General features: G+C 28.4%; 14 protein-coding genes, 2 rRNA genes and 1 pseudogene. 4 read left to right on the forward strand and 13 right to left on the reverse strand.

Annotation, left to right across the window (positions count from 1 at the left end; genetic code table 11):
* Positions 1 to 103: 103 nt before the first annotated feature.
* The gene (locus MSCUN_RS01465; RefSeq protein WP_095609330.1) at positions 104 to 313 is read left to right on the forward strand and encodes a histone family protein; all 210 of its coding nucleotides are present in this window, start codon (positions 104 to 106) and stop codon (positions 311 to 313) included.
* Positions 314 to 613: 300 nt separating this feature from the next.
* Here MSCUN_RS01465 and proS read toward each other — a convergent pair whose 3' ends face one another.
* Both proS and MSCUN_RS01475 read right to left on the reverse strand, forming a co-directional pair.
* Positions 614 to 2020, reverse strand: a complete 1407-nt coding sequence (gene proS, locus MSCUN_RS01470; protein WP_095609331.1) for a proline--tRNA ligase — start codon at positions 2018 to 2020, stop codon at positions 614 to 616.
* Between the two features lie 331 nt (positions 2021 to 2351).
* Positions 2352 to 2666, reverse strand: a complete 315-nt coding sequence (locus tag MSCUN_RS01475) for a heavy metal-binding domain-containing protein (protein ID WP_095609332.1) — start codon at positions 2664 to 2666, stop codon at positions 2352 to 2354.
* 96 nt (positions 2667 to 2762) lie between these two features.
* Here MSCUN_RS01475 and cofC point away from each other — a divergent pair, with 96 nt between their 5' ends.
* Together cofC and thiD are read left to right on the forward strand one after the other, a co-directional pair.
* Positions 2763 to 3443: a 2-phospho-L-lactate guanylyltransferase gene (gene cofC, locus MSCUN_RS01480; protein WP_095609333.1), complete on the forward strand. Its 681-nt coding sequence runs from the start codon at positions 2763 to 2765 to the stop codon at positions 3441 to 3443.
* A complete protein-coding gene (thiD, locus tag MSCUN_RS01485; RefSeq protein WP_095609334.1) occupies positions 3427 to 4197 on the forward strand; it encodes a bifunctional hydroxymethylpyrimidine kinase/phosphomethylpyrimidine kinase in 771 nt (256 codons plus the stop codon). The genes cofC and thiD overlap by 17 nt, the downstream gene beginning before the upstream one ends.
* Positions 4198 to 4223: 26 nt before the next feature.
* On the opposite strand, the gene MSCUN_RS01490 is transcribed toward thiD, so the two are convergent.
* From MSCUN_RS01490 to hdrC, 7 genes and pseudogenes are all read right to left on the reverse strand, one after another.
* Positions 4224 to 4652, reverse strand: a complete 429-nt coding sequence (locus tag MSCUN_RS01490; RefSeq protein WP_095609335.1) for an acetolactate synthase — start codon at positions 4650 to 4652, stop codon at positions 4224 to 4226.
* Between the two features lie 42 nt (positions 4653 to 4694).
* Positions 4695 to 6023, reverse strand: a complete 1329-nt coding sequence (locus MSCUN_RS01495; protein ID WP_095609336.1) for a phenylacetate--CoA ligase family protein — start codon at positions 6021 to 6023, stop codon at positions 4695 to 4697.
* Positions 6024 to 6096: 73 nt separating this feature from the next.
* Positions 6097 to 6768, reverse strand: coding sequence for a metallophosphoesterase family protein (locus MSCUN_RS01500; RefSeq protein WP_095609337.1), 672 nt, complete (start codon positions 6766 to 6768; stop codon positions 6097 to 6099).
* Positions 6769 to 7020: 252 nt separating this feature from the next.
* Positions 7021 to 7581: a DUF2096 domain-containing protein gene (locus tag MSCUN_RS01505; protein WP_095609338.1), complete on the reverse strand. Its 561-nt coding sequence runs from the start codon at positions 7579 to 7581 to the stop codon at positions 7021 to 7023.
* Entirely contained in the window at positions 7574 to 7858 is a 285-nt protein-coding gene (locus tag MSCUN_RS01510) for a DUF749 domain-containing protein (protein ID WP_095609339.1), read from the reverse strand. Before MSCUN_RS01510 ends, MSCUN_RS01505 begins: the two co-directional genes overlap by 8 nt.
* Before the next feature lie 352 nt (positions 7859 to 8210).
* Positions 8211 to 9104, reverse strand: a complete 894-nt coding sequence (gene hdrB / locus MSCUN_RS01515; protein ID WP_095609340.1) for a CoB--CoM heterodisulfide reductase subunit B — start codon at positions 9102 to 9104, stop codon at positions 8211 to 8213.
* 32 nt (positions 9105 to 9136) lie between these two features.
* Positions 9137 to 9709: pseudogene (hdrC, locus tag MSCUN_RS01520) on the reverse strand (CoB--CoM heterodisulfide reductase subunit C); the annotation flags it as partial.
* A 461-nt stretch (positions 9710 to 10170) separates the two neighbouring features.
* Between hdrC and MSCUN_RS01525 the strand changes: the two are divergent.
* Positions 10171 to 10890 carry an archaeosine tRNA-ribosyltransferase gene (locus MSCUN_RS01525; protein WP_095609342.1) on the forward strand — a complete coding sequence of 240 codons (720 nt, stop codon included), beginning with the start codon at positions 10171 to 10173 and terminating at the stop codon, positions 10888 to 10890.
* A gap of 186 nt (positions 10891 to 11076) precedes the next feature.
* On the opposite strand, the gene MSCUN_RS01530 is transcribed toward MSCUN_RS01525, so the two are convergent.
* The 4 genes from MSCUN_RS01530 to MSCUN_RS08375 all read right to left on the reverse strand — a co-directional run.
* Entirely contained in the window at positions 11077 to 11304 is a 228-nt protein-coding gene (locus MSCUN_RS01530) for a hypothetical protein (RefSeq protein ID WP_095609343.1), read from the reverse strand.
* A 232-nt stretch (positions 11305 to 11536) separates the two neighbouring features.
* Positions 11537 to 12328: a diphthine synthase gene (gene dph5, locus MSCUN_RS01535; protein ID WP_095609344.1), complete on the reverse strand. Its 792-nt coding sequence runs from the start codon at positions 12326 to 12328 to the stop codon at positions 11537 to 11539.
* 223 nt (positions 12329 to 12551) lie between these two features.
* Positions 12552 to 12673 (reverse strand): 5S ribosomal RNA (rrf, locus tag MSCUN_RS01540).
* A 230-nt stretch (positions 12674 to 12903) separates the two neighbouring features.
* Positions 12904 to 13037: ribosomal RNA gene (locus MSCUN_RS08375) — 23S ribosomal RNA — on the reverse strand; the annotation flags it as partial.

The raw sequence follows: 13037 nt of genomic DNA on the forward strand, positions 1-13037 counted from the left end.
TAAAATCCTACTAAAATAGCATTAAACATGCAATAAATCGGCTAATAAGGGGAAATACTTAAATAATACATGATACATAATTAAAAAATGGAGTTGAAAAAAGATGACAGAAATACCAAAAGCACCAGTAACAAGAATTGCAAAAGCTGCAGGTGCAGAAAGAATTAGTAAAGACGCAGAAGAAAAATTAGTTGAAGCTGTAGAAGCTTACGCAAACAAATTATCAGAAGCTGCAATTGACCTTGCAAAACACGCAGATCGTAAAACAATTCAGCCTGAAGATATCGAACTTGCATTAAAACACTTCTACTAAGTGTCTTGATACAAATTTAAAATAAATTATATAATTTAGAATTAATATAAATCTAATTCTATTTTATAAAAATTATTTACTTTTTTTTATAAAATATTTTTTTAAACTTTTTAACTCATTTTTTTATTTTATTATAAACTTTTATTTTTCTACATCAATTTTATTTATTTCACAGTACTTTTTTTTTAAAATGATATTTATATTCAAAAACTTGTTTTATCAGGTAATTTATTTTTAAAAAAAGAAAAAAAAGTAAGTTATAAAAAAAAAGGGGAGAGGAAATATAGAGTTTTATTTTTTTTAGTATGTTTTTGAGACTAATACTTTATGATTTGCTTTGTTATCACAGTGTAGACAGTTTCCTTCTACTTCTGCTGGTTGTGTTCCTAGTATGTCTATGTTGAATTCTTCTTCTATTTGTTTTCCACATTCTGTATTTCCACACCAGTTGAATGTTACAATTCCACCTTTTTTATTTATGGTTTTTCCTACATTTTCAAGTTTATCAACATGGTATGTTTTATCTTTTTGCCATTGTGTGGATTTTTCTTGCATTTTTTGTGTTATGTCATCAAGTGTGTCTTTGATTATACTTACAATTGTATCTTCGTTATATTCTATGAATTCTTTATCTCCTGTGTCACGACGGTTTAGTACTATGTTTCCATTTTCTATGTCTCTTGGTCCTACTTCTATTCTTATTGGTACTCCACGATTTTCCCATTCATAGTATTTTTTACCTGGTCTTAGGTCTCGTTTATCTTGTTTTGTGCGTATTCCTGCATCTTTTAGTATTGATTCGAGTTTGTCTGTGAAGTTTAATACTACATCTTGATTTTCTTTGAAGATAATTGGTATGATTATTACTTGTTCTGGTGCTACAATTGGTGGTAGTTGTAATCCTTTTTCATCTCCGTGTGCTGCAATTAGTGCTGCTATTACACGGTCTGATAGTCCGTAACATACTTGGTGTGCATATTGATGTTCTGAGTTTTCATCTTCATATGTTATGTCAAATGTTTTTGCAAATGTTGTTCCAAGGTTGTGTACGGTTCCAATTTGTAGTGTTTTTCCATCTGGCATTATCATGTCAAATGCCATTGTGTATTTACTTCCTGGGAATTTGTCCCATTCTGGTCTTTTGCTTATTGTGTATGGTATTCCTAATTCATCAAATAGTGTTTTGTATATTTCAATTCCTTTTTGTACTTCTTCTTCTGCTTCTTCAGGGGTTGCATGTACTGTGTGTGTTTCGTTGAATGTTGTTATTTCTCGTACTCGTATTAGTGGTCTTGTGTGTTTTGTTTCGTATCTGAATGTGTTTACTGTTTGATATACTTTTATTGGTAGATCCATGTGTGAACGTACCCATAGTGAGAACATTGGATACATTGATGTTTCACTTGTTGGTCTTAATGCGAGTTGTTCGTTAAGATCTCGTAGTCCTCCTTTTGTTACCCAGTATACTTCTTCTTCAAATCCTTTTACGTGTATTGCTTCTTTTGCTAGTTCTGATTGTGGTATTAGCATTGGGAAGAGTACTTCTTCATGTTCTTCGTTTAGTAGGTCTTCAAGAGCATTTAGCATGTTTTTTCTTATTTGAAATCCTCGTGGTAGCCATACGCTCATTCCTTTTATTGGGTATCTTGAATCTATTATTTCTGCTTCTTCTAGTATGTTGTGAAACCATTCATTAAATTTTTTCATTAACTCACCATTAATTTTATTTTTTGTTATTATTTTTTTTTAGAAAAGTTATTTTATTTTTTTTTGTTATCCTCTTATTTTTTTCATAAAAGATGTTAGTATATATTTAGAGAATTTTTTTTTATAAAAAAGTGTTTATTTTATATTACTAGTTATATGTTTTGTTGTTTTTTAGTAAAATATTTTATTTTAAAAAAATAAGTGGATAGTGATATCTTATTTAAAATGAAAGTTTAAATGATTTAGTAAAAAAAAAGTATGGGGATTAAAAAAAGAGTATGATGTTTAGTGCAAGGTTTTTTATTAAACTTGCATGTGTGTAAATTTTTTTTTAGTCTATGAATTTTACTGCTGTTCCATAAGCTATGATTTCTGATGCCTCTGGTGTTATTGCCCCACTTCCATATCTTACCATTACTATTGCATCTGCATTTTGTATTTGAGCTTCTTCAACCATACGTTCTGTTGCCATTGTACGTGCTTCATCTACCATTTTTGTATATTCTTTAAGTTCTCCTCCAACGATTGATTTGAATGCTTGTGTCATATCTTTTAGTACATTTTTTGATTGTACACAGTTTCCTCGTACTATTCCTATTACTTTATAATTTCTTCCTGGTATATTTTCTGTTGTTGTAATCATCATGTTAATCAACTTCTCATAAAAATTTTTTTTATGTTATTATAATTTTATTTATATAACATAAATAATTATTTATTTTAAGATTATAAACTATTAATTATGAGAAATATTGTTGTGATAATACCAGTTTCAAGTTTTATAACATCAAAAACTAGACTTTCTCCATTTTTAAGTGTTGATGAACGATCAAATCTCTTAAGATGTATGCTTAAAGATATTATTGAAACATTAAAAAGTGAAGATATAAGTGATATTGTAATTACAAGTAAAGATGATGATGTACTAAGTTATGCTAAGTCACTTAACTTAGATGTATTTAAAGAATCAGAACATGAGTGTGATTTTCTTAACTTAGCTTTACTTGAAACAATAGAATATATAAAACAAACAAAAACAGATAGTCAAATACTTATACTTCCTGCTGATATTCCATTAATATCAACTGAAAATATACAATATATTAAATCACATTTTAAAGATTTTATTATTGCACCATCAAGAGGTGGAGGAACAAATCTATTATACATATCAGATCATGAATTTATTCCAGAATTTGGTGAATTCAGCTTTTTTAAACACCAAATACAAGCTAAAAAAAGAGAAATTCCATTAAATATATATGATTCATTCTTCTTATCACTTGATATAAATACACCTGAAGATCTAGGAGAACTCATGTTACATGGAAAAATGACACAAACATACAATTATTTAGATAAAATAAATATAAAAGTTAAAAACAACCACGGAAAGGAAAGATTAAATGTATATAGAAAATAAATTTAAAGAAGAAAAACCATGCTCAATGACAATAGCAGGACTAGATCCATCAGCAGGAGCAGGACTACTTGCTGATCTTAAAACATTTCAAGCACATGATATCTATGCAACATGTGTATGTTCTACTCTAACTGCACAAAATCCATTTGAAGTAAAAAATGTAGAAAAAGTAGATCCTAGTTTTATAGCAGATGAAATTGATATGATAATGGATGCATATCCAATTAAATATATTAAAACTGGCGTATTATATGCAAATGATATTATAAAAATAGTAAATAAAAAGGTAGTAGAATATGATTTATCTGTAATTGTTGATCCTGTAATGATATCAGAAAGTGGATGTGATTTATCAGGTGATAATTTTGCTGATAATTTAAAAGAAAATCTTCTTAAAAATGCTTATCTTACAACACCAAATATACATGAAGCTGAAAAATTAACAAATATGAAAATACAAACAGAAGATGATATGATAAATTCTGCATTAAAACTAAATAAATATTGTAACTGTGTAATTACAGGAGGTCATCTTTATGGAAATGATATATTATGTGTTGATGGTGAAATAACAAAAATTAAAGGTAACATGATAAAATCAGATAATACTCATGGAACAGGATGTAACTATTCAGCAGCAATAACATCAAATCTTATACATGAAAAAAGTTTAAAACAATCATGTCATAATGCTAATAAATATATTCAAAAAGCAATAATGAATGGATTTTATAATACACCATATCAGTTCTAAAAAAAAGTTTAAAATGGGTGGAGAGTTTAAAGTGAGTATACATCTTCACTTTTAACTATTGAAAATCCTATACCACCAAGAATATCTTGTGCAAGTTGGTTGTCATCTGTTTTAAGTACAACTAGTGCTTTGTTTGTTTTTTTATCTACAAATGCATAGATGTATTCAACATTTATTGATTCTTTAGTTAGTACATCAAGTGCACCTTCTAGTCCTCCTGGCTGATCTTCTACTTCTATTGCTAGAACATCTGCAAGACTTACTGCAAATTCATCTTCAAGTACTTTTTTTGCATCATCTGGATTTGATACTATCATTCTTAGTATTCCAAATTCTGATGTATCTGCTATTGAAAGTGCTTTTATGTCTATGTTATTTTGTGCTAATATTTTTAGTGCTTTTTGTAGTCTTCCTTCTTTGTTTTCAAGAAATACTGATACTTGTTTTACTTGCATTTTGAATCTACCTCTTATTAAATATTATTTAAATTTATATTTTTAGCTAAAGTCTCGTTTATCTATTACTCTTTTTGCTTTTCCTTCACTTCTTGGTATGGTGAATGGTTCTGCTAGTGTTACTTTTACACCTATTCCTATTGCTTCTTTTATGCTTTTTGCGATTTTGTTTCTGAATGTTTCAAGATCTGTTATGGAATCTGAGAAGTTTGCTTGATCTATTTCTACTTGTACTTCTATTTCATCTAGTGTATCTGGTCTTGATACTATTATTTGATATGCTGGAGCAAGTTCATCTACTTTCATGATTACTTCTTCAATTTGTTTTGGGAATACTATTACTCCTTTTACTTTAAGCATGTCATCGCTTCGTCCTTTGATTCTGCTCATTCGTACGGTTGTTCTTCCACATTTACATTTTTCATAGTTTAGTGATGTTAGATCTTTTGTTCTGTATCTAATTACAGGCATTCCAGTTTTTGTAAGTGATGTGAATACTATTTCTCCTTCTTCTCCTTCTGGTAGTACTTCAAGTGTTTCAGGATCTATTATTTCAGGATAGAAGTGGTCTTCTGCTATGTGCATTCCATCTTTCATGTGACATTCTGTTGATACTCCAGGTCCTATTACTTCTGTTAATCCGTAGATGTTTTGTGCTGATATGTCGAATTTTTCTTCTAGTTTTGCTCTGATTTCTTCTGTCCACATTTCTGCTCCAAATAGTCCTCCTTTTAGTGGTAGGTCTTTTGGATCCATTCCTTCTTTTTCCATTGTTTCAGCGATAAATAATGCGTATGATGGTGTGCAACATAGGAAGTCTGCTGGGAAATCTTTTAGGAAGTTAATTTGTTTTGGTGTGTTTCCTGATGACATTGGTACAGCTAGTGCTCCTATTTTTTGAGCTCCATATTGTGCTCCATGTCCTCCTGTGAAGAGTCCAAATCCATATGCTACATTTACTATACTTTTTGGATTAACTCCTACACTTGCAAGTCCTCTTGCTGTTGATTCTGCCCATATATCTAGGTCTTTTTGTGTGTATGCTGCTACTGTTGGTATTCCTGTTGTTCCACTTGTTGAGTGTACTTCTTTCCAGTCTTCTTTTGGTGCTGCTTGTAGTTTGAATGGGTATGTTTTTCTTAGGTCGTCTTTTGTTATGAATGGTAGTTTTTGTATATCTTCTAGTGTTTTTATGTCATCTGGGTGTACATTGTGTTTGTCATATAAGTCACGATAGAAGTCTACGTGTTCGTATGCATATTTTACTGTGTTTTTTAGTCTTTTTAGTTGTAGTTCTTTCATATCTTCTCGTTGCATACATTCACGTTCTTTGTTGAATATATAAACATCGTCTTCACTAAACTTTGCCATATTTAATCTCTCACATTTTTTTGTTAATTTTTTTTATATTTAGTTTTATATTTTTTTTATTAATTTTAATTTTTTATAGGGTGATTAGTTGTATGTTAACATTTTTATTTTTTATGTCATCATCTGTTATTGTTAGTATTGCTGCATTGTTTTCTGCTGCATTTCCAGGATTTAGTAGTGTTGTATTTTCTAGTTTATCTATTGCTTTTGATTCATGTACATGTCCACATAGGTTAAGTGTTGGTTGTGTTTGTTCTATTATTTTATGTACTGATGTACTTCCTACATGTGCTCCTGATTCTATTGTGTCTGTTTTTGTATCATATGCTGGTGCATGTGTCATGAGTATTGTATATTTGTTTTTATCTGATAGTTGTTCATTGAATTTATTTAAAGAGTCATATATTATTTCTTCACTAAATTCATTTGGTGTGTCAAATGGTGTAGGGTTTGATCCACCAAATCCAACAAGTTGTATTTTATCAAGATTTACACATTTACCATCTACATTAGTTGCACTTGATTTTTCAATTAGTTCATCTGCATTTGTAGGATCACAATTTCCTTTTATTGCATATACTGGTGCATATGTTGATAGTTTATCTAAAATTTCAACAAAAAGTTCTTCAGGTCCAAATTCTGTTACATCACCTGTTATGATGATATCATCAAAGCTATTTTCATCTAGATATTCATATATTCTATCAGTTTTACTATGAATATCTGAAAGTATTAAGATTTTCATGAAAAAGCATCTCCACTCCTTAAGTATATTATTTTTTTTTAAAATGATATTATTCTAAAATTCTTATTTTAAAAAATTAAAAAATAAATTATTCTTTTTATATTATAAAATATATTTTTTAGCCTTAATAAAAGTAGTATAAAAAATGAAGATAGATTAGTAAATAAAAGTTAAGTATTTTTCTTTATAAAAAAAAGGTTAAATAAGGGGGTGGTTATTGTATTTTTTTATTTAATTTTCCAACAAATTTTTTTATTCATCTATAACCATTTGTTCTGAGAAAAATGGACTTAGTTCTTTTAGTGCATTTGTAATTTGTGGTTTTTCTCCAAATACGAAGACTGATTTATCATTATCATCAAATTCTATTATTACATTTTCATATTCACATATTTCTATAAATCTTTCTTCAGCTATTGGATCATTAAAGTTAAATCTTACAAATTCAAAGTTTGCAGGCATTCCTGGAATGAATTTTGATTGTATTTTTATTCCTTTAAATATTTCTTTACCTTTTGATGCATCAAGAAGGTATTGTGTCCATTCATCTGTAAATTCTTTTCCTTCATTATCTGCTATGATCATAAGATTTTGTTCTATATTATTTAGTAGACCTTCTATTCTTGGTAGTTCTTTCATTCTATCTTTATCTGTTGGATCATCAAGATAGAAGTTTGTAAGTGTTCGTGCAAGTTGAAGATCTTTAATTATAGTTGTTGGTATATCATAGTTTTTATTTAGTGTTTTTAGTAAATGATCTAAAACAGTCCATCTTAGGTATAATGGATCTTTTAGTGATGCATCATTAGTCATTTAGATGACCTTCTATTATGTTACGAGTGTTGTAGTTGTATATTTCACCATCTAATGATTCTTCGATTTCTTTATCAATTTCATCCATTGATTCATATTCATCTAAAAATAGAACATGGTAGCTTGTTGTATCTTTGATTTTTAATATTGCTATTGGTGTGTTATCTTTTACATCTTTTTTATCGATTGTTGCTTTGTATTCTACAAATTTTTCATAATCTTCTGGTAAGTCTCGTGGTGTGAATACTCCTACTAGTTCTGTTATAAATTTTTGCATTAAAAATCACTCCATATATAATTTTTTTTTTTAGTATAATCATATTTTTTTTCAATTTATATTTTTTTTTATTTTATTTTCTTTTATAATAATGTTTTATTCTTTTAAATTTTATAAATATTATGGTTTCTAATTTTATGATTTATTAAATGTAAATTTAGATTTTTAGATAAACTAAATATAAAATTATAATTAATGTAAATGGTGTATAAAAAATTAGTTTAGTTTTTTTAAAATTATCATTTTTTTTAGGGGTGTTTATTTTGTTAAAGAGAAAAGGAATTTATTTAGATAGTAAGTTAATATCTTACATTATATCTAAATTTTTTATCCTTTCTGATAAGTTTTGTACTTATTCTTCTCTTGGTGTATCCATTTTTGCAACGAGTTGTTCTGGGTTAACTACTTGTTTGTCAAGTGTTAAGTCTGCTGGTGATAGTCCCATTGCTAGTCCGTATAATTGTGCAAGGTGTAATACAGGAATTGCGTAGTTTGTATCGTATTGTTCGTTTACTTCTTTTTGTCCTGCATCAAATTGCATGTGACAGAATGGACATACGTCGATGATTGCATCTACGTCTACTGCTGACATGTTTTCTAGTTTTTCGTGGGTGAAGCTTGTTGTTACTTCTAGGTCTCTTGCTCTTACTCCTCCACCTGCACCGCAACACATCATTTTGTCTTTGTATGGTACTGATTTTGCACCTGTGATTTCTACAAGTTCATCTAAGATTTTTGGGTTTTTAGGGTTGTCTATTTGTACTTGATCACTTGGTTTGAGGAAGTGACATCCGTAGTGTACTGCAACATTTAAGTTGAGTTCTTTTTTGAATGATTCTTTGATTTTTTCAAGTCCGATGTCATTGTATAGTACTTCTGCGAAGTGTCTTACTTGTGTTGAACCTTTGTATTCACGGCCAATGTCTTTTAATGATCCGTTTACTTTTTCTCTTAGTTCTGAGTCTTCTTTAAGTTCAAGGTTTGCTTCGTGAAGTGAACCGAAACATCCGTTACATTCTGTTAAGAGTTGTTCTCCCATATCTTCTGCAATTGTTAAGTTTCTTGCAGCGATGGTTGCCCATGTTTCTTTATCAAATGATCCGAATACTCCTGGTGCAGGACAACAGGAAGCTCCTTCCATATCATTTAATTCTACACCTAGTGTTTCGAATAATACTCTTGTTGCTTTTTCGATACCTGGGTATCTGTTGTTCATAATACATCCTAAAAAGTAAGCATATGCCATAATTTATCCTCCTAAATTAAAATATTTTGTATTTATTCTTCTTCTTTTAGGTGACCGGTGTTCCAATCGTAACCTATAAGTTCGTCGAATTGTGTTAGTTTGAGTAATGTTTGTACTTCTTCAAGTGCTTCTGGGTAGAGTGCTGTTGTTGGTGGGATTTCTTGAAGACCAATTTCTGCACGTAGGTTTTCTATTTTATCGTTAATTGGTACAGCGTGTCCGGTTTTTGCTACGAATGAACCGGTTTTTTTGTGAGCTAGGCACATGTATCCTTCGTGTGCTGCTACGTTTCTTACTGCTTTTACGATTTCTACGATTTTTACATCACGTGGGCATCTTTCTTGACATGCGTAACAGGTTGTACACATCCAGATTGCGTCATCTGAGATAACTTCTTCTTTAAGTCCCATTAATGATTTTCTTACAAGTCTACGGATTAAGTATGGTGTTCTTCTTCCTGAAGGACATGCTCCTGAACAGGTTGCACATTGGTAACATACTGCTAAGCTTTCGCTTCCTTTTTCCATGATTTCGCTTTTAAATGAAGGATCGATATTTGCGTCTGTTACTAAATAATCAGTTTCGTTTAATAATGTCATTTTTTCACTCCATTAAGTAATAAAAAAAAGTTCACATTTTAAAATAAATTATAAAAGTGTGTTATTCTTTTTTTTGTAATATTTTTTGGTTTTTTTTTTAAATTAATATTTTTTTTAATATATTTTACATCCGATTAAAAAAAATTTAATTCATCTTTTTTTTTAAATATTTTATTTTTTTTAGATGTTTTTCTAATCTTAATTAAAGATTAAGAAAAAAAATTGTTTGGATAAATTTTTAAATAGTTAACTTGTAGAAATTTGACAAAAAATTATAGTGTTTACATTTTTTTATAAATCTCTATTTTATAATTTACTTGATGTTAATATATAAAGGTATCAAAAAAATATAAAACTGTAACCTTTAAGGTTACACTAATTTAAGTTAGTTTTAAAAATAAAATATTAACTACATAAAAAACACAAAAATAATAAACATACAAAAAAAAATTAGGAAAAGAACAAGAATGATAAAAATAAAAAACCATGATGGACCTGCAAGAATTGGACAAATAAATGAAGCATTAACACCTAACATAATAGACTACAAAAAAATCCAACAAGTAAAAAACATACCCACACCATTTAAAATACAAAAAGAAATAGCACAAGAAAACATGGAAAAAACAATAAAACTAGCAGAAAATGAAGAAGATAAAAACAAAATTGCAGTAATACAAGGAGCAGAATATACAGATTTAAGAGTAGAATGTGCAAAAAGACTAGAAGAAAAAGGATTTACAAATTTAATGTTTGCAAATACAGATGAAATGATGAGAAATCCTGAAAAACTACTTGAAATAATAATAGAAGTACGTGAAAACATAAATCCAAATACAACACTATACTTCCCATTTGCAACAACACAAATCATACCAATACTAGCATACCTGGGAATAGATATGTTTGATACATCACGGGTGATATATGAAGCAAAAAACAAAAATCTAATGACAAATACAAACATATACCCACAAGATGAATACCAACTAGAAGATGATCTAATTGATGCAAATTTAAAACAACTAGAATTCACAATAAAAGAAGTACAACAAAACATGAAAAACAAAACTCTAAGAAATCTAACAGAACAAAGAGCATGTACAAATCCAGAACTTATGACATTACATAGATTACTTGATAAAAACCACCAAAACTACCTACAAAAATATACACAATTATACTAAATTCTAGAAAAGAAAGTTATTAGAGGGAAAAAAAATTTTATTTTTTATAAAAAAAAATAATATAAAAAAAAAGGTGAGATAAAAAATCACATCAGTTCATTTTTATAATTTTTTTTTATATTACTCCTTTTTTTTACTATTTAAAATTCTAATATTATCTAATTATTAATTACTCATCTATTTTTTTTAGACATCTATTTCTTTAGCTGATGCTAAAATACGATTATATGTTCTTCTTGCTGTAGAACCATCATATCCAATATATACAAAACATCGACTATTATCATGTTTAGTACATACTACTTGATAAAAACATGTTCTTTTATCACGAAGAAACTGTATATCCTTATAGACATCATGAGTAATATGAGTTTCTTTAAGTAAAGATACTGAATCATCATTTGTATAATTCATTTTAAAACACTTCTTAAAGTTTATCAAAAAACTAATTATTGATTCTTATAAAAAAAAATTAAATTCATAATCCTTATTTTTTTATACAAAAAAAGAATTTAACTAAGAAATAAGATCAGAGTTAGTTATTATTTTTTTTTAAATATCTAAATATAACATATAAAAAAAGATATATTTAAAATCTTTCTTAAAAAACAAGAAAAATTTAATAAAAAAGAAAAAAGAGAAGATTTTATAAATAATCCTCAAGTAACTCTTTATCAACACTAGCAAGTGTTATAAGAGCTTCAGCTTCCATAAAATGAAGATCACCAGGAACAATCATACAATGAAGAGGACCACCAAAATCATGCTCTAAAACATCACATACTTTCCCACCATAAACAATAGGTTCATCACTACCAGCATGAGCAATACCAACAACTATTCTATCATCACTAAATACACCTTCATTACGTTCAGATTCAATACGACGAAGATAATCAATAGCTTCATTAACAGTCATATACCTATCACGATGAGCCTGAATATCAAGTAATACAAGAGTATGTAAACCATTATCAGAATTTAATTTAATAGCATCATAAGGTGAATGTGGGAAAAATCCTTCATCAGGAAAAGGAACTGTTGTAGTTTTACCAAACTTATAACCTTGAAGACCACTAAGACCAGGAGCAGCAGAAAAAATACTACTACCATGAATAACACATGTATCAATACCACGATTTTTAGCCTCAACATACAAATCAGTATGAGTAGTAGCCATTAAAGAATCACCAGCAGTAACAAATGCAATATCCTTATTCATAGCTTCCTTAATTACAATATTATTATCCTCAACATCCTCACGTTTAAGTTCAATAAAATCAACATCAATTTTATCCATCAAATTATTAATATCTCCACCCATAAGACGAGCAGTATAAAATTCAGCATAAACACAATCAACACTCTTTAAAGCATTAAGAGCTTTAACACTTAAATCATCCTCACTAAATAAACCAAGACCAATAAAATATAACATCTAATATCATACCTCCCAAAATAAAATAATTCATCTTAAAATAATTATATTAAAAATAAGTCTTTCATCTAAGATAATCTATGTAAAAATAAGTTATTAAAAATATTGATTATGAAACAAAAATAGAAAACATTGCATAAACTAGAGTTTATAAAAATAAATTGTTAAAAATTAGTAGAAAATTATTTAGTAAAAAAAAAGTATAGTATTTAATTAATTAAAAGGCCGGCAACTTTCTAACCTTCCCATAAGCTTACCACTTATAGTACCAATTAAAACGTAGGTAGACTTTATTACTGAGATCGAGACGAGATCAGATGTGACCCTACCGCTATGGTCGCCGTACCCAATAAGATATTTTTCCTCATTAGAAAAAAAAAGTTATAATATACTTATCCAAAAGCATGAAAAAATAAGTCATATACTGAATGCACCTAACTAGAATATATTAAAACCTAGTACATATGTGTATAAATTAAAGTAATAATGAGAATAAAAAGATTTACAAAAAACTATAATGATTTGTAAAATATAAGATCTATAAAAGAATCTATTCTTTCTTAATCTCTGAAATTGTGAGTAAAATTTCGGGTGTTGGAAACCGCAGACTTAACAACTCGAATACAAAGAATCTCGAAGCTTACATCCCAGTCCCATCAAACGGATCTTCTATCCATACCCTAAAAAAGCTGCTTATTTTTACGGAATA

Source organism: Methanosphaera cuniculi (genome assembly GCF_003149675.1).
GTDB classification, from domain to species: domain Archaea; phylum Methanobacteriota; class Methanobacteria; order Methanobacteriales; family Methanobacteriaceae; genus Methanosphaera; species Methanosphaera cuniculi.